The sequence below is a fragment of the Arthrobacter sp. K41 genome (assembly GCF_059089645.1).
The window spans coordinates 14470-33424 of sequence record NZ_JBNHEW010000005.1; the positions used below are offsets into that span (position 1 = coordinate 14470).

Sequence of the window (18955 nt, forward strand, 5' to 3'; positions counted from 1 at the left end):
CGACGCCGGACTCGCTAGCGTCGAACGATTGACCTCAAGAGCCTCAATGCTACCGACAGTGAGGCCATGTCGTCGGCTTCAAGCGCATTGACCTCATCGAACATGCTCTTGGCCCGGCCCAACTGCTCCGCGTTCAGGGCCTCCCAATCCTTCAGGCGCGCCTCCGGCGAGAGCGCTGCGCTGGTGGCGTCCAGCACCGCGGTCGTCATGTCCGAAATAGTCGAGTACAGGTCATCCCGCAGGGCTGCCCTGGCCAACGCCTGCCACCTGTCCTGCCGCGGCAAGCTGCTGATGCGCTCCAACAGCGAATCTGCGTGGAACCGGTTGAAGACGGTGTAGTAGACGGCAGCTATTTCCTCCACGGGATCCTTGCGGACGCGGGCAATCTTTGCGATGTCCAGCAGGACAAAGCTCTCGAAAAGCTCAGCCCAGCGGAGAGCGAGCCCTTCGGGCAGCTCCCAATCGCGCGCATTTTCCAGCCAGCCGGCAACCCGGTCCCGGTCATCGCCGCGCAGGTAGTCCAGCAGGCGGGCGCGCATGGGATCCACGAGGGGTTTGAATTCACCGACGACCTCGGCAATCGGCCGCGAAACGCTGCCCTGCCCCAGCAGCCACCGGACGGCCCTATCGAGCAGCCGCCGGATGTCCAGGTGGACGGTACTCCAGTGCTCGGTGGGGAACGATGCCGGCAGGTTGTTCAGCTCCTCGACCATTACGTCGAGCTCGTACACCTCCCGCAGGGCAACAAACGCTTTGGCCACAGCCACTTCCGAGGCCGAAGTTTCCTCCATGGTCCTGAAAGCGAAAGTAATGCCGCCCATGTTGATCATGTCGTTGGCCACGACTGTGGCGATGATCTCGCGCCGCAGTGGGTGGGTGTCCAGCTCCGCGTCAAACCGGTCGCGCAGCTGCTCGGGGAAGTAGGCCCGCAGCGTTTTCCTGAACCACGGGTCATCAGCCAAATCACTGTCCCGCAGTGCGGACGCCAGCTCAATCTTGGCGTAGGCGGCCAGCACGGACAGCTCCGGCGACGTCAGTCCCTGTCCCTGCTGCAACCGTTCCCGCAGGGTTGCCGTGGTGGGAAGCGCCTCCAGCTCACGGTTCAGGTCAGCCTTTTTCTCCAGCCAGTCCATCAGCCGCTCATAGCTGGGACTCCACTCTGCCACCTTGGTCCGGTCGTTCAGCAGCAGGATGTTCTGGTCGATGTTGTCCTCCAGCACCAGCCGGCCCACCTCATCGGTCATGGAGGCAAGGAAACCTGCACGCTCTTCTGCCGACAGATTCCCCGCAGCAACCATCCGGTCCACGAAGATCTTGATGTTGACCTCATGGTCCGAGCAGTCAACACCGGCGGAGTTGTCGATGGCGTCGGTGTTGAGAATGACCCCCTGCAGAGCTGCCTCAATGCGGCCGCGTTGGGTCATCCCCAGGTTTCCACCCTCGCCCACCACCTTCACGCGCAGGTCCTTGCCGTCAACACGGATGGCATCATTGGCTTTGTCCCCTACAGAAGCGTTGGTCTCCGTGCTCGCCTTGACGTAGGTGCCGATTCCGCCGTTGTACAGCAGGTCGGCAGGAGCCAGCAGGATTGCACGCAGGAGTTCCGGCGGGCTGAGCTCGGTGGTTTCAGCGGGAAGGCCCAGGGCGGCCCGCACTTGGGCTGAAACAGGAATTGACTTGGCCTGCCTGGCGAAGACGCCGCCGCCTTCGCTGATGAGGGACTTGTTGTAGTCGTCCCATGAGGACCTCGGCAATTCGAACAGCCGCTGCCGCTCCACGAAGGAGGTTTCTTCGTCCGGGTTGGGGTCGAGGAAGATGTGGCGGTGGTCGAAGGCGGCGACAAGCCGGATGTGGCGTGAGAGGAGCATGCCATTGCCGAACACGTCGCCGGACATGTCGCCCACCCCGACCACCGTGAAGGGCTGGGTCTGGGTGTCCAGGTCGAGCTCGCTGAAGTGGCGCTTCACGGATTCCCAGGCGCCGCGCGCGGTGATGCCCATCGCCTTATGGTCGTATCCAACCGACCCGCCGGAGGCAAACGCGTCGCCGAGCCAGAACCCGTATTCCTGCGCCAGGCCGTTGGCGATGTCGGAAAAGGTCGCGGTTCCCTTGTCTGCCGCCACCACGAGATAGGAATCGTCGTCGTCGTGCCTTACAACGTCCGACGGCGGCACCAGCCTTTCGCCGTCTCCCCCAGTGACGAGGTTGTCAGTGAGATCGAGGAGACCGCGGATGAAGGTTTTGTAGCTTTCAATGCCTTCGGCCATCCAGGCGGAGCGGTCGAGGGTAGGGTCGGGAAGCTGCTTGGCGAAGAAGCCGCCCTTGGCTCCGGTGGGGACGATGACGGCGTTCTTGACCGTTTGTGCCTTGACCAGGCCCAGCACCTCGGTGCGGAAATCCTCGCGGCGGTCGGACCAGCGCAGCCCGCCCCGGGCTACCTTGCCGAAGCGGAGGTGAACGCCCTCGACGCGTGGTGCATAGACCCAGATTTCGAACATGGGGCGGGGGAAGGGCAGCCCTTCAATTGTTGCGGGGTTGAGCTTGAAGCTCAGGTGTGGCTTGTACTGGTAGAAGTTGGTCCGAAGCGTGGACTCGATGAGGTTCACGAAGGTTCGCAGCACCCTGTCGGCGTCAAGAGTCGCAACTTTTTCGATGGCCGCTGCCAGACCCTCGCGGACGGACGCCTGCGCCTCCAGCCGTTCTTCCTCGTTCAGGGAAGGATCAAAGCGGGCAGCGAAAAGCGCGCTCAGCCCCTTCGTCACATCGGGATTGGCCAGCAAGGTGTCGGCCATGAAACCGAAGGAGTTGGCGTTGCCCATCTGCCGCATGTAGCGGGCGTAGGCACGCAGCACCGTGATCTGGCGCCACTGCAGGCCCTCCCGCAGGACGAGCCGGTCGAAGGCGTCCGATTCAGCGGCGCCGGTGACTGCGGCTGAGAACGCATCAGCCAACAATTGGCCGGTGGAAACAGGATCAACTCCGGCCGGATACTTGAGGCCCAGGTCGTAGAGGAAGAAATCCCTGCGGTCCGCGGTCTCGATTTCGAACGGCCGCTCGTCAAGGACCTCCAGGCCAAGGTTATGGAAGAAGGGCAGGATCTGGCTCAGGCTTTTGGGCTCCAGCATGTAGAGCTTGACGCGGGCGTCCTCCTCGAGTGTCGCCCCCGCTCCTTCAGGGAGGTAGACATGGACGCCGGGACGTTCCTGCTTGGTGCCGGCAGTCCGTTCCGCCGTCGCGCCGTATCTTTCGAAGCGGGCGATGTCCTCCAGGGCGTCCTCAACTTCGTAGTCAACGCGATAACTTGCGGGGAAGGCCTCCGACCAGATGGCGGCCAGCTCCTTTGCCTCTGCAACGTCCCGCCCTTCCCGCAGGACTTCCGCGATGCCTTCACTCCAGGAACGGGCGGCACGCACCAGCCGCTTCTCCAGTTCCTCGGTGTTGACGTTGCTGAAATCCGCCCCCTTGGGCAGGCGGATACGGAAGAACAGCCGGGCGAGTGCCGACTCTGTCATGCGCGCTTCATAGTCGATTGACACGGCCTGGAACGTCTCGCGTAGTTCCTGCTCAATGCGGAGGCGGACGTTGGTGGTGTACCTGTCCCTGGGAAGGTAGACGACGGCGGACATAAACCGCCCGTAGATGTCCGGGCGCAAAAAGAGCCGGGTCCGCCTCCGCTCCTGGAGTTTTTGGATGCCGAGGGCTGTGGCTGCGAGGTCCGGGACCTCGATCTGGAAGAGCTCATCCCTGGGGTAGGTTTCCAGGATTCCCAGGAGGTCCTTCCCCGAGTGGGAATCCGGAGGGAAACCTGCGCTGCCCAGGACCGCATCGACCTTTTCCCGGATAATCGGGATATTCCGGACGGAACCGGTGTAGGCGCTGGTGGCAAAGAGTCCGATGAAGCGACGCTCTCCGTTGACATTGCCGGCGGCGTCAAAACTCTTGACCCCAATGTAGTCCAGGTACGCAGAGCGGTGGACGGTGGAACGGGAATTGGCCTTGGTGATCACGAGCGCGCGCTTTTCGCGCGCCTTTTTCCTGCCCGTGTCCGTGAGGTGCTGGATGTGCGGAGAATCTGCCGCAGCGCGCAGCAGCCCGAGGCCGCTGTCTTCACGCAGCTCGAGGACGTCTTCCCCGTCCACGTTGATGAGGTCATACTCGCGGTACCCCAGGAACGTGAAGTTCCCGTCGTCAAGCCAGTGCAGGAGGTCCTTCGCCTGGCGGAGCTCCGCGATCTGCGCCGGGTTCGCAACCTTGTCGAGGCTTTCCGCGATTTGCAGCGCTTTCTGGCGCATCTGCGGCCAGTCCTCAACGGCTGCACGGACATCGCTCAGTACCCTCTGCAGACCTTCGAGCAGCGCTGCTTTCGCTTCCTCGGAAACGCGGTTGATTTCGACGGCGATCCAGGACTCCATATGCGAGGCGTTTTCACCCTGCGCTATGAGGTGGGACAGATTGGGCATGGCAGCGGTATCACCACTGGAGATGCCCAGATGCGAAGGCACCTTGTTCACCTTTACCAGCGCCGCGGTGTCCCTGTTACGGGTAGCCACGAAAAGAGGGTGCACCACAAGCCTGATGGCTGCATGCTGGCGGACGAGCTCCGCATTGACGGAGTCGACCAGGAACGGCATGTCGTCCGTGACAACGAAGACCACGCTGCTGTCTTCCTCGTCCAGAATCGAAACGAGGGCCTGGCCTGGCTTCCGCACCGACGCCACGTTCCGGTGCGCTTCCGCCCGCGCTGTCAGGGTGTCTGCCGGATAGCTCCGTGCATCCTCATCGGCTAGGTGTTGATAGTAGTCCCCGATGAAGCCTTCCTGGCCTTCAATGGAAAGGGGCTGATCCTCCACGCTGGATCCAGACGACATCGACACACGCCTCCATCACAAGATTTTCGCTGCTTCCTTGCAGCTCTTACCGCGAGCCTAGTCTTTTAGCTTCCGGGCTGCTGTGGAAGAAAATACAGAGCTTTTTGCATTTCGCTGGGCGGGTGCACAAACAAGCTCCGCAATGGCCCGGCGAAGGGGCGACTCCGGTGCAGCCTCCAGCAACAGCGATCCTCGGAGCAGAGCTGCATCGGCAGCGGTGCGGTCTTCAGGAAGGAATGCTTTCAGCTCCGTTGCCGGTCCGAACCTCTGCCATGCTTCCTGCAGTTGCCGTTCAGGGCTCCGGCCTACCGAGGAGGCCCGCACCTTGTTCATCACAACAATGGGGGCAGCCTGTGGAACGGCGGTCACAAGCTCGGCCAACCCCCGCACGAGTCTTGGCACTCCGACAGGATCCGCGGCGCCCACAGCGTAAACAGTGTCGGCCAGTTCGAGGGAGCGCAAAGTGGCGGCGTTGCGGCGTGGGGCCATGGTGTCAAAACTGAGTTCCTCGTCAGCCTCAAGGCAGAATCCGGTATCCACCACAACCACCTCGGCAAGCTGTTTCGCCCGTTCCAGGACGAGAGCCAGTGCCGAGGCCCTGAGCTCCGTCCACCGGTCTGCACGGGTGATCCCGGTGAGGACGCGGAAAGTACCCTGTTTAGTGGTGACTGGCGTTGCTACTTTTCTTAGTGCTTCCGCATCCAGGAGCCCCTGGTCTGCGAGCCTGCATGCCTGGGCCAGGCCGGCGGACTCATCCATCAGGCCCAGCACAGCCGCGATGCTCGCACCGTAGCTGTCGGCGTCCACGAGGATGACTGTCTTTCCCTCGGCGGTGAGTTCGCCTGCGATATTCGCCGCTACGATAGTCCTCCCGGGTGCCCCCGCAGGGCCCCAGACAGCGATAATCCGTCCCGGGCCGGGCTCGTCGGGGCTGCTTTCCGGTTTCGCCGGAACGGGCTGGAGGGCAGCCCCGGTATCGGCGGCATTACTCCAGTACGTGCCCAGTTGCCCGCCGCCCGTCAGCTGGGCCACGGCCTCGGTAATCCTGTCGGATAGCATGGCTGATTCCACGCCTGTCAGGGCCGAGGCAACTCCTATCCCCCGGAGTCTCGCAGCCTCTTCCGGGGAATCGGTCAGGGCGACAATAGCGACACCGACCGCTCCCAGCCGATCGACGAGGGACGCGGTCAAGCCTTCGGAACCCTCGGCAACCACGGCGGCCCGTGCCAGTCCGCTCTGGCATGCCGCCAGCAGCTCGGCCAGTTCTGCACATCTCCGAACCACGGTAACCGGACCGTGCAAGCGTTCGAGGCCGCCAACCAGGTCCTCACGGCTCTGTCCGACAGTGACGACGGGAATACTCATCGGGTGCCGCCCCCGGGGTTCCACACGACAGAGATTTTCGCTTCGTTTGCCTGTGCGCCCAGCAGGGCGGGCATCTGGCTGTCCTCCACCAACACCATCAACACCGTGGTGCGGGAGGATCCAAGGGCTGTTGAACCTTCCGTCACCTCGGCTATTTCAGCTCCCGGCAGCAGAAGCTTCGGTTCGCTGAAGCCGTTTCGGGCATCCGGCTGGGCTACCCAGACATCAACCCTGGCACCTGCAACCGCCTGCGCCGGCAAGATTTCCTCGATGGCTAAGGCAACCGGCTTGCGGTCCAATTCATCTACTGCGCCAAGGCTTGCCCGGGGAACGAGCTGGTCCTTGCCAATCCTTTGCACCGCCACCATATTCTCCGGCAGGCCCGACTCGGCCGTGACGTACTGCGCCTCGGTCTCCCCGAGCCTCACCTTGGCACGGACCAAGTTTTCCGAGGTCAGCTTTTCGCCCACGGCGATGCCATCACGGGCAGCATAAACCTCCGTGGTCCGGTCCGCGCTCCCCACCAGGACAACGACGCCAGCCACGGATGCCAGCACGAGGAGAACACCTACCAGTAAGCGGGGGTCCTTCCATGAAGGCCGTTTCAACCTTGCCGCAGTGGCAGCTGATTCAGGAACCATTACCGTTTCTCCCCCTATGCGCACCGCGACTGTTGTGTGTGTCCGGACTCCCTCATTGTTACGGCAGGGACGCAGGAACAAAAGTCATCAGGCCAAACAAGGCCAAATTGTGGATAACACCAGCAAAACGCTCGGTTGTGGGGCAAAATGGGTGTATGCCCAGGTTTCTTACACTCGCGGATGTTGCCGAGCAGCTGCAGATTAATTCTCCGGCTGCATATGCCCTAGTCCGAAGCGGTGAGCTCAAGGCTATTCAGGTCGGCGGCCGCGGGCAGTGGCGGGTCGAGGAAAAGATGCTTGAGCAGTACATCGAGGAGCGGTACGCCGAAGCAAGCCGGATGATTCAGGAATCAAAGTCCAAGTCGGTCTGACTCTCACGGGCTTATTCCTCCGGTCTCCCTTGGTGCTCGGCCCGCCGGCGGTCAGATCCCGTCCGCCCGCCGCGACCTGATGGCAGCCAATGCGGCGAAGGGGATAGTGGCAATCTGGCCAACGTGGTGGCTGCGGCGCGCCTCGCCCGGGGCGAGGACAGCGAGGTCAAAGTAGTCCCGTCCCACCCGGTCTATGACTCCTGCCAGCCGAACTATGCCGCCGGCATTCCCGGTCAGAACTGAAAGTTCCGCCCGGTCCCGGGCCATGACGCGAAGGGCGCTCGCCAGCCCAATTCCACGGCGCACGGACGACGCTTCAGCCAGCGACACCCGGCCGAGTCCCATATAGCGCACTGCTGCCGCGTAGGGAATAAGCAACTGATGCTGTTCCTCGTCGAGCACCAGGGCGTCTCCACCGGCGTGGGTGAGCACCCCGGAAAAAGACTCACCGCCGGCAACGTGGACAGTCAGCCGGCAGCCCAGACCTGCCCGCAACCGGTCGACCAGTTCCAGGCCAACCATTTCCGCCCGGATCCGCTCGTTCACTTCGGCGTCCAGGGCCAGCCGGTCCGTCTCTGCAATTTGGCTCTCGAGATCATCAAAGAGTGAATCCCAGCGCATTCGGCCAGAGTAGGGCCCGCACCATCGGACGTCAATAACGGTTCCTACTTCAGTCCAACGTCTGGACAAAGAATGAAGGACGGGTGCACACTGGGCATAACAACATCAAACTGCATCAAACTGCATCAAAAGGAAACCTGATGACTAGATCGCCAGAGCCTGTCCGGTGGACTGACGCCGTAAGCGCTACAACCATACTGCTCCTGGGTATCCTGCTTTTTGCCGCGGGTTCAGGGATTCTGGAGCAATGGAAGGAGTCCTCAGCCCGTCACCAGGAACTCGATGCTGAGCACCTGTTGGGGGCAGCCGCGGCGGCCGCCGGCGCTGTACTGGTGGGTTGGTGGTTCCTTGGATTGTTCTTCGCCTGCGCCACCACGCTCCTCGAACGGAAGGGCAAAACCCGCGCGGCTTCCTTAACCGCGAACTTCTCACCTGCCCTGATGCAGCGGCTGGTACTGGGCGTACTTTCGATCCACCTGGTAACAGGCCCCGCCGCGACTGCGCATACCGGGCTACCCGGACCGGAATGGACTCCTCCCCAGGACCAGGTTGCATCGGTTCGAGCCGCGGCTCCAGCCTCCCCTCCCGGTGCGGGGGGCACCGGGAGCGACCCAGCTCCAGTTTCAATGGAGGACGGCAGCCCCGACCCTAAAGTTCCGGCATCCGAGACTCATCCGGGTTGGCAGCCGTCTGCCCCGCCATCGGACCCGGGACTGCTGACGGCCCCTGCTGCACGCACCGCCTCGGGCGCTACGGGCAATGCCGCTGCCGTCACAGTGCTGGCAGGAGACACACTCTGGGACGTGGCAGCGCAGGCAATGGGGCCAGGGGCCTCGGATGTTGAAATTGCCACCCAATGGCCCCGGTGGTACGAAGCCAACCGGTCAGTCATCGGCCACAATCCCGATGTGCTGCTCCCAGGACAAGTTCTGCAGCCGCCGGCGGCCTCCTAAGCAGGGCCGGCCCCAAACGATTCACACCAACACCAGCTACCAGCCAAGGGGAAAGTCATGACTGCAGCCATACCTGTTCGAGCCCTCCCACCACAAGCGCGCCAGGCTAATCACACGCCCCGGCGGCTTCCACCGCAGCCTCCGGCGGCCACTTCCCCTGCAGCGCATACCCGAACCCAGCCTCCGGTAGTGCGTCCTCTTGATGACTTATCGGAGGTGCGGGCGGTCACCCGCGGCACTGTCCAGGCGGCCATGGAGGTGCTCGCAGGAATCCGCCCCGTCCACCAGCTGGCACGGCGGCTTGATCCGCGTTGCCTGGCAGCGCTGCAGCACCGTGCTTCCCTCATCAGGCGCGAAATCACACGAAGCGGGAACCCAGCCTTGGCACGGCTGCACAGGAACTCCGTCGTCCGTTCAGTGCGCGTCTGCGAAGTGGCGGACGGTATCTATGAGGCCAGCACCGTTGTGGTGGACGATGTCCGCGCCCGGGCGGTTGCTGTCCGGCTCGAGCGGGGCAAACAAGTGTGGCGGGTGACCGAGCTTGTCATTGGCTGACGGCGCGCGGCAGCGGCAGCGGCAGGCTGACTCGGTCGGAGACGGGACAGGGCCGGGGAACAACTCCCGGCCCTGCTCCAACTTCGGTTACCAGCCTTTACCCGTAACGGGTCAGCGCTTCTTCTTCTTGGCCGGCCGCCTGGTCGGATCCTGCGCCGCAGCCTTCGCGGGGTTGCCTGACCGGCCTGAAGACCGGGTTTCCACGCGGGTCTGTGTGCCGCCATCCTCACGCGGAGCGGTGTATTGCAGCTGAGCAGGCTGAGCGGGCGCTTCCAGCCCGGCTGCCCGGACCTGCGGCTCCACGTGCTCGGTATGTCCACCCTCATCGTCCCCCACCACGACGTCCTGCGCGGGGGTGACTTCCACTTCGAGGTTGAAGAGGAATCCTACGCTTTCCTCCCTGATGGCCTCCATCATGCTTTGGAACAGGGTGAAGCCCTCACGCTGGTACTCAACAAGGGGATCACGCTGGGCCATTGCGCGCAGGCCGATGCCTTCCTTGAGGTAATCCATCTCGTATAGGTGTTCCTGCCATTTGCGTCCGATGACTGACAGAACCACGCGGCGCTCCAGCTCGCGCATGCTTTCGGAACCGATGGCTTCTTCGCGGGCCTGGTACATCAGGCGTGCGTCAGAGAGCAGCTCCTCCTTCAGGAACTCCACGGTAAGCCTGGACTTTCCGCCGGCTTCCTCGATGATCTCATCGGCGGTGACGCTCACCGGGTACAGGGTCTTGAGGTTGGTCCAGAGCTGGTTGAAGTCCCAATCGTCGCCGTTGCCCTCGGCCGTTGCAGCATCGATGAGGGCGGTGATGGTGTCCTCCACGAAGAACTGCACCTTCTCGTGCAGGTCGTCTCCTTCGAGGATCCGCCGGCGGTCGCCATAGATGGCTTCGCGCTGGCGGTTCAGGACGTCGTCGTACTTCAACACGTTCTTGCGTTGTTCGGCGTTTCGGCCTTCCACCTGGCCCTGGGCTGAAGCGATGGCACGGGAGACGAGCTTGGATTCCAGCGCGACGTCGTCCGGCACCGAGCTGTTCATCAGGCGCTCCGCCGCACCGGAGTTGAAGAGCCTCATGAGGTCGTCGGTCAGCGACAGGTAGAAACGGGACTCGCCGGGGTCGCCCTGGCGGCCGGAACGGCCACGAAGCTGATTGTCGATGCGGCGCGACTCGTGCCGTTCGGTTCCGAGCACATAGAGGCCGCCCAGGTTGAGGACTTCCTCGTGCTCGTCCTTGACAGACTGCTTGGCAGCTTCGAGGGCCCCAGGCCACGCCGACTCGTATTCCTCGGAGTTTTCTTCAGGATCCAGCCCGCGCTTGGCGAGTTCGGCCACTGCAGTGAACTCGGCGTTGCCGCCGAGCATGATGTCCGTACCGCGCCCGGCCATGTTGGTTGCCACGGTAACAGCGCCCTTCCGGCCTGCCTGCGCCACGATGGCTGCTTCCCGGGCGTGGTTCTTGGCGTTCAAAACTTCGTGGCGGATGCCTTCCTTGGCAAGAAGCCGGGACAGGTATTCGCTCTTTTCAACGCTCGTGGTGCCCACCAGAACGGGCTGGCCTTTTTCGTGCCGCTCGGCGATGTCCTTGACGACGGCGTCAAACTTCACTGTCTCGTTCTTGAAGACCAGGTCCGATTGGTCGATCCGCTGCATGTCCCGGTTGGTGGGAATGGCCACCACACCCAGCTTGTAGGTGCTCATGAATTCCGCTGCCTCGGTTTCGGCAGTTCCGGTCATGCCCGAGAGCTTGCCGTACATACGGAAGTAGTTCTGCAGGGTCACAGTGGCCAGCGTCTGGTTCTCAGCCTTGATTTCAACGCCTTCTTTGGCCTCGATGGCCTGGTGCATACCCTCGTTGTAGCGGCGGCCGGCCAGGATGCGGCCGGTGTGCTCATCAACAATCAGGACTTCGCCGTCGAGGATGACGTAGTCCTTGTCCCGCTTGAAAAGTTCCTTGGCCTTAATGGCGTTGTTCAGGAAACCGATGAGGGGGGTGTTGGCGGATTCGTATAGGTTCTGGATCCCGAGGTAGTCCTCCACCTTTTCGATGCCGCTTTCCAGGACACCAACGGTGCGCTTCTTTTCGTCCACCTCGTAGTCCTTCTCCGGCTGGAGCCGCAGGACCACCTTGGCGAACTCGCTGTACCAGCGGTTGGTGTCTCCCTGGGCGGGACCGGAAATGATGAGCGGGGTACGGGCTTCATCGATGAGGATGGAGTCGACTTCGTCAACGATGGCGAAATTGTGCCCGCGCTGAACCAGTTCGGACTTGTCCCAGGCCATATTGTCGCGGAGGTAGTCGAAACCGAACTCGTTATTGGTGCCGTAGGTGATATCTGAGGCGTACTGGTGGCGCCGCACGGCCGGGTCCTGGTTGGCGAGGATACAGCCACTGGTCAGTCCGAGGAAACGGTAGACGCGGCCCATAAGATCGGACTGGTATTCGGCCAGGTAGTCATTGACGGTGATGACGTGGACGCCCTTGCCGGTGAGCGCATTGAGGTAGGCAGGAGCAGTTGCCACCAAAGTTTTGCCTTCACCGGTCTTCATCTCCGCGATGTTGCCCAGGTGCAGGGCCGCGCCGCCCATCAGCTGGACGTCGAAGTGGCGCATGCCCAGAGTTCGTGAGGAAGCTTCCCGGACAGCGGCAAAGGCCTCGGGAAGCAAGTCATCAAGCTTCTCCCCGCCCTCCTGATGGCGCTCGCGCAGCCGGTCCGTTTCTTCACGGAGTTCGGCGTCCGTGAAGGTCTTGAATGAGTCTTCCAGGGCGTTGATGGAGTCGGCATAGTTCCGCAGCTGCCGGAGCGTTTTTTTATCGCCGGTGCGGAGAAGTTTTTCGATGAGTGATGCCACGTGAAGTTGCTCCCAGTCTGATGCCGCCGAATTCTGGCGTTTTTAGTCTACGGGAGACACGCGGCCCCGCGGCCTGTTTGTTCCCTGAGAGCGGATACGGGTTGAGTGCCGGCTACGGCCTCTGCCAGGGCGTTGGCCAGATCGCCGCGCGAGCCCACCTCCACATCGGGAAGTCCCAGCCACGCCGCCATCAACCGAAGCTCTGCGGCGAGTTCGACGGCGGTGTCCGCCGGGGCGCATGGTTCGGCGAAGGCTGATTTAGCCAGCAATTTCCCGCCTAAGCGGTCAGCCTTCAGGTCCACCCGTGCCACCAACGAGTCGCGCAGGAGGAAAGGAAGGACGTAGTACCCGTAACGCCTCTTGTCCTCCGGGGTATAGATCTCAATCCGGTAGTGAAACCCAAAGAGTTCCTCCAGCCTGCGACGCTCAAAGACCAGGGAATCAAAAGGGCTCACCAGTGCCCGGCCGGTTGCGCTGCGCGGCAGCTTGGCTTCGGCGTGGCGGAACACTTCGCGGTTCCAGCCGGTCACGGTCACGCGCTCCAGCCGCCCGCAATCCACAAGATATTCCACGGAGGCGGCCGCGGCCTTGACGGGAGTGCGGAAGTAGTCGGCGAAACAGCGCACGGTTCCGATGCCGTGTGCTTGGGCCGCCGCGTCGATGAGCCGATGCAGCGCTGGGCCGGGATCGGGTTCACCATCGTCTGCAAGGGACACATGCGGCAGCACCCTGGCAGTCAGTGTGTACTTACGCTCAAACTGCTCAGTCCTGGAGGCCGCCGAAACCAGGCCCTCCTCGAACAGGTGTTCCAGGACGCGCTTGACGGCGCTCCAGTTCCAGCCCCAGTTGTCCGTCTGTTTCTCCTCTACGTGACCGATCCTGGCCGCAATTTGGGCAGCAGTCATGGGGCGTGAGGAAGCGAGCGTTTCCAGGATCCTGGCAGATATGGCGGAACGCACGCCCGGGTCCATTCCGGCGGCGCCTACCCAGGCCCTTTTTTGCCACAGCCGGAGGTCCGAAAAGTGTTCGGGGCGGATATAGCTGGCTTCATGCGCCCAGTACTCCACCATGCGCCGGGGATGGGTACCGGACATCCGTTGAAGGATGGTGCGGTCGTAGTTCCCCAGCCGGGAGAAGAAAGGCAGGAAGTGACTCCTGGCTAACACGTTGACGGAATCAATCTGGACGAGCTGGAGCCGGGCAAAGGTGCGGCCCACCGTCCGTGAAGTCACGGGGCCGGTGGGCCGTCCTTTGTCGAGTCCCTGTGCCGCCAGGGCGATCCGCCGGGCCTGGTTCAGGCTCAGCGTCGCTGGCACGTCAGTCCTCTCTGCGGATGGTGTTCACCACCCTAGGCGTTGGCTGCTGCGTCATCCGAACGGTACGCGATGATTTTTTCTTCGACCACGGTGTCACCCGGTTCGCACTCATGGTCCAGGGTGATGACGCCGTACGTCCAGCCGCGGCGCCGGTAAACGACGGACGGCGTATTCGTAGCCTTGTCCACGAAAAGGTAGAAATCGTGGCCGACGAGCTCCATGTTGTCCACCGCGTCGTCGAGGGAAAGTTGGGCGGCGGGGAAAACCTTGCGCCGTATCAGGACCGGGGAATCACCGGCGGGGATGTCGTTGTCAACGTCGTAGGGTGATGTCTCTGCAGGGGGCTCGGTGGTTTCGTTCCGGTGGCTCGCTTCGACATAAAGGGGTTCGTGGGTGCTGGCGGGCTCCAGTGTTGCAGTTGCTTCACGGACAGCTTTAGGCGTGTGCCTTCCGTGATGAACCTTCTTGCGGTCCTTGGCCCGGCGGAGCCGCTCAAGCAGCTTGTTGTACGCGAGGTCGAATGCAGCAAATTTGTCAGCGGCGCTAGCTTCGGCGCGGATTACCGGTCCCTTGCCCAGAACTGTCACCTCGACTGTCAACTGGTCGCCGGTCTGCCGTGAACTGGTCTCCTTGGAAACTTTGGCATCAACGCGCTGGACTTTGTCGCCCAGCGACTCGATTTTCGAGATCTTCTCCCCGGCATACTCGCGGAACCGGTCTGAAACTGTCAGATTTCGTCCGCTGATCATAAACTCCATGGTGCCCTCCAAATGACTTCGGTGACACGATGGCAGCACTTCCCGGGGCCGATCTGTTTGACAGTCGAGCCCCTCTCCGAGCCGCCATCGACAGGTACATTCTGTTCTTGGTACCCACACCCGACGTTAGTTCATAGCCACATGTTATTCATCCTTTCCTGGTTTATTTTTTTCGAAAGTCATGCGCGGTTACCCGCAGTTCAGCGGAGGCGGCACCGGCCCATAAGAGTCAGGCGGGCGTGTCGCTGCCAGAACCACAGCGCCGGCCACAATGGCTCCTGACAGGTGCAGCGCGCGGGCGGCTTCGGCGAGTGTGGCGCCGGTGGTCAGGACGTCGTCGATGATGATGCAGCGCTTTCCAACCATGTCCTCCTTCCGGCGGCGGCGAACCCGCATGGAACCGCGCACGCGCTTGGCGCGGCCTCCGCGGTCCAGCCCCTTCTGGCCTCCGGGCAGCTGCAGGCTACCTGATCCGGATTTTTCCAGCACGTCCTGCACGCTGAAACCCGGCAGTTGCCGTGACACTTCGTGCAGGAGCAGGTGGACAGGGCTGAATCCGCGCTTCAGGAAGGCGGCGTTGCTGCTCGGCACCGGAACCAGCCATGCCACCTCCCTTCCCGGCGCTGCCGAGCGGACGCCGCCGGCGAGCGCCCGGCCAAGACTGCGCCTGAGCTGAAACTGGCCGTGCCGCTTAAAGGACAACAGGGCCTGTGCCAGCTCGTCCCTGTATACACCCGCAGCCACAACCGGCAGCAGGACGGTCCCGCCGACGTCCATCAGGGCAGGTGCTCCGCTTTCAGCCCGGAAGGGGTGGCGCGTGAGGTGGCGGATGTGGCGGTCGCACTGTACGCAGAGGGCCCGGTCTTCGGCTCCGCAGCACACGCAGTCCACGGGTACTGCGAGCGCCAGCAGGTCTGTCACGGCTCCGGCGGCGGAATCCACCAGTCGCAGGAGGGGGCTCTGATACTCGGCGCGGTGGGCAGCAGACGGTTCTGCGGGTAAAAGGTCCGGGTCCAGCCGCATCCTTGTTCGCGCTCCGGCCGCCACGATGGTTGTGTTCCTCACGCGGACAAGCTTCGGCCCAAACTTGCTCCCAGTACAGTCCGTTCCCCCGTCCATGTGGACAACGCCCTGGGTGACGGGCGTCTCAAAGCCCGCTGGGGTTACGGCATCAGCCGGGGAAGGACGGGTCGATGGGACCCTTGATCTGCGGGGACCAGCCGTTGCCCAACCGTTGAAAGATGCCTTCGGCGGACTGGGCGTAGATCTCCTCGGGACCGTTGCCGGCGCTCAGTGCCACGAGTCCGGGCCACGGGGCCAGCTGTTGGGGCTGTCCCGACGTGAGGGAAAGCAGTTCGGGAGTAACGTTTGATGCCGCCGCCCCCCTCATCACCGCGATAGTGGTGTCGCTGACCCAAACGCCCTGGTCCGGCTCGCTGTCGGTGGCCAGGGTGACCGGCGGTGTCAGCTCACGGGGAGTTCCGTCCCCGGCCCGGATAATGCCGGTCACCTGCACGCGGGTTTTCCCGTTTTGTTCGGAAATCACCAGCGCCCGCACTCCTTCGCGCGAAATCCGGAGGTCCTTCACGGTTCGTCCAGCCAGCCAGGCAGGTGCCAGGGTCACTGACGGAACGTGGGCTCCCTCGGCCACACCGGTGGGGCGGTAGGCAACAACTTCGGTTTCCCCCGATGCTCCCGGCCCCGCAGACCACACCCAGTCATTCGGCCCGAAGGACGGCCCGGTCAGGGTGCTCCGCGTGGTCAGGGCCCGTGCGGGCTGGCCGGGACTGATGCTGTAAAGAGTGGTACGGCTGTCGTTGAGGAAGGCCGCGGTCTGCGATACCTGGGATTCTGCGGGGAACCGCGGATTGAGGGAAGACACCGGCTGTATGTCCGGCAGTGGCGACACCCGGTTGTTCTCGTACCGCACCAGTTCGTTGCCGCTGACCGCGATCTGGCGCGGTGGCACGCTCTTGTCCAACGTGGGCGGCAGCACCGAGCCGTTGTCCTCCACGCGGATCAGGTCCTGGTTTGCGCGCAACTCCACGTTGACCACGTCCGGCTGGCTGCGGAAGGTCAGGGTCAGCTGCATCTGCATCCGCAGGCGGTCCTCGGGCGAGCTTTCTGTCAGTTCCTTGGCAGTCAAGTCCACCTGGGCCGCCCCTGAGACGACCGGCACCGACTCGCGGGCGAGCTTTATCCCCGAAGGAAAGGCACTCACTACGGCACCACGAAGGTAAGGGGCTGGCCCTGCAAGCAGCGCGCTGGTCATGGCCTTGACTGTCTTGTTCCTGATGAACCAGCGCACGTCCGGCACCGCGTACGTAAAGCTCGGGTCATAGAAATAAATGGGGTAGGCGCCGTAGATAACCTTGAACGTCTCTTCAGCAATAGCCGTCCCGTCCGGAAGGGCGGAGATGCGCCATTCCCCGTCCACCTGGGTGACCGTTACCGGGATCTTTTCCACCGTTCCTTGCGGGGATTGGGTGGCGATGCCGTCCGCGTCGACCGTGTAGGCGACGTCGAGTTCGTAGTTGTAGACATTCTCGGCCTCCGCTGCCACCACCCTGGCCTCGCGGTAGACAAGGGCACGCTGGTCCGGCTTCCAGGAAACCGACGCTGCCTGGGTCAGGTATTGCCGTGCGACGGCGTAATCGTCCTCGTAGCCGCTGCCGGCCCGGTAGAAGTAGTCGATGATGGTTTCGGGCGCAGCGCCTGCCTGCGGCGCCGCCGGCAGGAACACGGGTGCGCTGAGGTTGCCGGCGCTTCCCTCGCTGCTTTTGCCCACCGGCCCGGAAGTGGGAATGCGGGCGCATGCGGCCAGCAGTGCCACCAGCAGGACCAGCAGTAAAGCTACGGGCTTGGCCCGGCGCGGGGCGTGGCCTGTCATGTGGTCTCCTTCGACGGCGACGCCGGAGCAAGCGGCGCTCCGCCGGCTTCCAGCACCAGCATGTTCCGGTTGTCCCTTTCGCCGGGAATAGTGATGTCCTCCGGTTCCAGTTGGACCGGCGACTTATCGATGTCCTCGCCCTGGCGGAGGGGCAACGTCAGCCGGAAGTTCGCTCCGCTGCCCTTCTTCCCCCACGCCTGCAACCAGCCGTTGTGGAGCTTGGTGTCCTCCATGGCAATGGACAGGCCGAGTCCACTTCCTCCGGTGGTGCGGGCACGGGCAGGGTCTGCGCGCCAGAACCTGTCAAAGACGCGGGCCGCTTCAGCCGGCGCCATGCCAATTCCATAGTCCCTGACGGCTATTCCGACGGCGGTCTGGCTCGCTGCCACGGTGACCCTCACCGGTTTCCCTTCGCCGTGTTCCACAGCGTTGAGGATGAGGTTGCGCAGGATACGGTCAATTCTGCGGGCATCCATTTCCGCAATGATGGCACCGGAAGGGGCGCTCAGGATGATCTCGGAGCCGTATTCGGCGGCGACGGGAGCCGCTCCTTCAATCACGTGGGCCACCACCTGCAGGATGTCCTCCGGCTCGGCGTCGAGCATGGCCACGCCGGCATCGAAGCGGGAAATCTCCAGCAGGTCGGAGAGGAGGGACTGGAACCGCTCCACCTGGTTGTAGAGGAGTTCGGCGGAACGTTTGTTGATGGGATCGAATTCTTCCCTGGCGTCGTAAAGCACTTCCGCGGCCATCCGGACGGTGGTTAGCGGCGTCCGGAGTTCGTGGGAAACATCGGACACAAAGCGCTGCTGCATCTGGGACAGCGTGGCCAACTGGGTGATCTGTTCCTGGAGGCTGGCTGCCATGTGGTTGAAGGAGGCGCCCAGGCGGGCCACCTCGTCTTCGCCGCGGACCACCATGCGCTCCTGCAGCTGGCCTGCCGCCAGTTTCTCGGAGACCATGGCAGCGTGGCTGACGGGGCTGACGACGTTGCGGGTGACATACCAGGCGATGGCGCCGATCATCAGGACCAGCACGGCGCCGCCGGCCCACAGCACGCTTTGAATTTCGTCGAGGGTCTGCTGGGCGGTGTTGAGGTCGTAAATCAGGTACAGCTCATACACGGTTCCGTTGAAGGTCACTTTGTTGCCCACGGCGATGCCGGGACGGTCCTCGGTTCCAACCGGGATCACGGTGGAGGCCCAGTACTGGTCCTTTCCGGACTCCTGTACGGCTTTGCGCAGTTCGGGCGGAATAACACTGACCGTCAGCTGATCCGAGGCCCGTGACTCCACCCACCGGTTCCGGGGCTTTGTCTGTTCGGGCATGGCCTCGAAGACATACCTGCGCTGGATCACCGAGCCGCGGCCCTCCACGGCGTTGAGGGTGTCGTACACCAGGGTGATCACGCTGGACTGGTCGGTGACCTGGGCGCCGTCGAACGTGTCCTGGACCTGCTTGACGTTGTAGCGTGTCTCCGACTCGGCCTGGGTTAGCCGCTCCTGGAAAAGGTTGTTGGCGATCTGGTTCGACAGGTACGCGCCCACCACCGCAAACGAGGTGACCGCGAGGAGCAGCGTGGTGAGAACGGTACGGAACTGCAGGGAGCGGCGCCACCGCTGGTGCAGGACCTGCCCCAGGTAGCGGAGTGCCGGAAGGAACCGCCGGAATCCTGTGCGGACCAGCCGGGCTACTCTGAGGGTCACGATCAAAGCGCGGCGCTGCCAGATCCGGGTACGGAAAGACAACCTGTGGAAGCTGCCG

13 protein-coding genes are annotated in these 18955 nt (G+C 63.1%); 3 read left to right on the plus strand and 10 right to left on the minus strand.

Going from position 1 to position 18955, the window contains the following annotated elements; all coding sequences use genetic code 11:
- Window positions 1-14 precede the first annotated feature (14 nt).
- From AC5RTE_RS12670 to AC5RTE_RS12680, 3 genes are read right to left on the minus strand one after another with little or no spacing between them, the layout of a single operon-like run.
- The gene (locus AC5RTE_RS12670) at window positions 15-4868 is read right to left on the minus strand and encodes an NAD-glutamate dehydrogenase (protein WP_494041763.1); all 4854 of its coding nucleotides are present in this window, start codon (window positions 4866-4868) and stop codon (window positions 15-17) included.
- Between the two features lie 57 nt (window positions 4869-4925).
- Window positions 4926-6233: a CpaE/TadZ family protein gene (locus tag AC5RTE_RS12675; protein WP_494041764.1), complete on the minus strand. Its 1308-nt coding sequence runs from the start codon at window positions 6231-6233 to the stop codon at window positions 4926-4928.
- Complete coding sequence (locus AC5RTE_RS12680; RefSeq protein ID WP_494041765.1) at window positions 6230-6874, minus strand: hypothetical protein; 645 nt, start codon at window positions 6872-6874, stop codon at window positions 6230-6232. Before AC5RTE_RS12680 ends, AC5RTE_RS12675 begins: the two co-directional genes overlap by 4 nt.
- A gap of 155 nt (window positions 6875-7029) precedes the next feature.
- On the opposite strand from AC5RTE_RS12680, the gene AC5RTE_RS12685 reads away from it, so the two are divergent.
- Complete coding sequence (locus tag AC5RTE_RS12685; protein WP_045729765.1) at window positions 7030-7245, plus strand: helix-turn-helix domain-containing protein; 216 nt, start codon at window positions 7030-7032, stop codon at window positions 7243-7245.
- 51 nt (window positions 7246-7296) lie between these two features.
- On the opposite strand, the gene AC5RTE_RS12690 is transcribed toward AC5RTE_RS12685, so the two are convergent.
- Window positions 7297-7866, minus strand: a complete 570-nt coding sequence (locus AC5RTE_RS12690) for a hypothetical protein (RefSeq protein WP_494041766.1) — start codon at window positions 7864-7866, stop codon at window positions 7297-7299.
- A 140-nt stretch (window positions 7867-8006) separates the two neighbouring features.
- Between AC5RTE_RS12690 and AC5RTE_RS12695 the strand changes: the two genes are divergently transcribed.
- Window positions 8007-8819: a LysM peptidoglycan-binding domain-containing protein gene (locus tag AC5RTE_RS12695; RefSeq protein WP_494041767.1), complete on the plus strand. Its 813-nt coding sequence runs from the start codon at window positions 8007-8009 to the stop codon at window positions 8817-8819.
- A gap of 189 nt (window positions 8820-9008) precedes the next feature.
- Window positions 9009-9374, plus strand: coding sequence for an Rv3235 family protein (locus AC5RTE_RS12700; protein ID WP_494041768.1), 366 nt, complete (start codon window positions 9009-9011; stop codon window positions 9372-9374).
- Between the two features lie 111 nt (window positions 9375-9485).
- Here the strand turns inward: AC5RTE_RS12700 and secA are convergent, their stop codons facing one another.
- From secA to mtrB, 6 genes are all read right to left on the minus strand, one after another.
- Window positions 9486-12227, minus strand: a complete 2742-nt coding sequence (secA, locus tag AC5RTE_RS12705; RefSeq protein ID WP_494041769.1) for a preprotein translocase subunit SecA — start codon at window positions 12225-12227, stop codon at window positions 9486-9488.
- A gap of 47 nt (window positions 12228-12274) precedes the next feature.
- On the minus strand, window positions 12275-13543 hold the full coding sequence (locus AC5RTE_RS12710; RefSeq protein ID WP_494041770.1) for a winged helix-turn-helix domain-containing protein: 1269 nt from the start codon (window positions 13541-13543) through the stop codon (window positions 12275-12277).
- A gap of 32 nt (window positions 13544-13575) precedes the next feature.
- Entirely contained in the window at window positions 13576-14301 is a 726-nt protein-coding gene (gene hpf / locus AC5RTE_RS12715) for a ribosome hibernation-promoting factor, HPF/YfiA family (protein WP_494041771.1), read from the minus strand.
- Between the two features lie 189 nt (window positions 14302-14490).
- The gene (locus AC5RTE_RS12720; protein WP_494041772.1) at window positions 14491-15366 is read right to left on the minus strand and encodes a ComF family protein; all 876 of its coding nucleotides are present in this window, start codon (window positions 15364-15366) and stop codon (window positions 14491-14493) included.
- A 106-nt stretch (window positions 15367-15472) separates the two neighbouring features.
- The gene (locus AC5RTE_RS12725) at window positions 15473-17191 is read right to left on the minus strand and encodes an LpqB family beta-propeller domain-containing protein (protein ID WP_494041773.1); all 1719 of its coding nucleotides are present in this window, start codon (window positions 17189-17191) and stop codon (window positions 15473-15475) included.
- Complete coding sequence (gene mtrB / locus AC5RTE_RS12730) at window positions 17188-18939, minus strand: MtrAB system histidine kinase MtrB (RefSeq protein WP_494042020.1); 1752 nt, start codon at window positions 18937-18939, stop codon at window positions 17188-17190. Before mtrB ends, AC5RTE_RS12725 begins: the two co-directional genes overlap by 4 nt.
- Between the last annotated feature and the right edge of the window lie 16 nt (window positions 18940-18955).

Excerpts from the sequence above, each read along its gene's own strand:
- AC5RTE_RS12670 (WP_494041763.1), bottom strand. The coding sequence starts at position 4,868 with ATGTCGTCTGGATCCAGCGTGGAGGATCAGCCCCTTTCCATTGAAGGC.
- AC5RTE_RS12675 (WP_494041764.1), bottom strand. The coding sequence starts at position 6,233 with ATGAGTATTCCCGTCGTCACTGTCGGACAGAGCCGTGAGGACCTGGTT.
- AC5RTE_RS12680 (WP_494041765.1), bottom strand. The coding sequence starts at position 6,874 with ATGGTTCCTGAATCAGCTGCCACTGCGGCAAGGTTGAAACGGCCTTCA.
- AC5RTE_RS12685 (WP_045729765.1), top strand. The coding sequence starts at position 7,030 with ATGCCCAGGTTTCTTACACTCGCGGATGTTGCCGAGCAGCTGCAGATT.
- AC5RTE_RS12690 (WP_494041766.1), bottom strand. The coding sequence starts at position 7,866 with ATGCGCTGGGATTCACTCTTTGATGATCTCGAGAGCCAAATTGCAGAG.
- AC5RTE_RS12695 (WP_494041767.1), top strand. The coding sequence starts at position 8,007 with ATGACTAGATCGCCAGAGCCTGTCCGGTGGACTGACGCCGTAAGCGCT.
- hpf (WP_494041771.1), bottom strand. The coding sequence starts at position 14,301 with ATGGAGTTTATGATCAGCGGACGAAATCTGACAGTTTCAGACCGGTTC.
- AC5RTE_RS12725 (WP_494041773.1), bottom strand. The coding sequence starts at position 17,191 with ATGACAGGCCACGCCCCGCGCCGGGCCAAGCCCGTAGCTTTACTGCTG.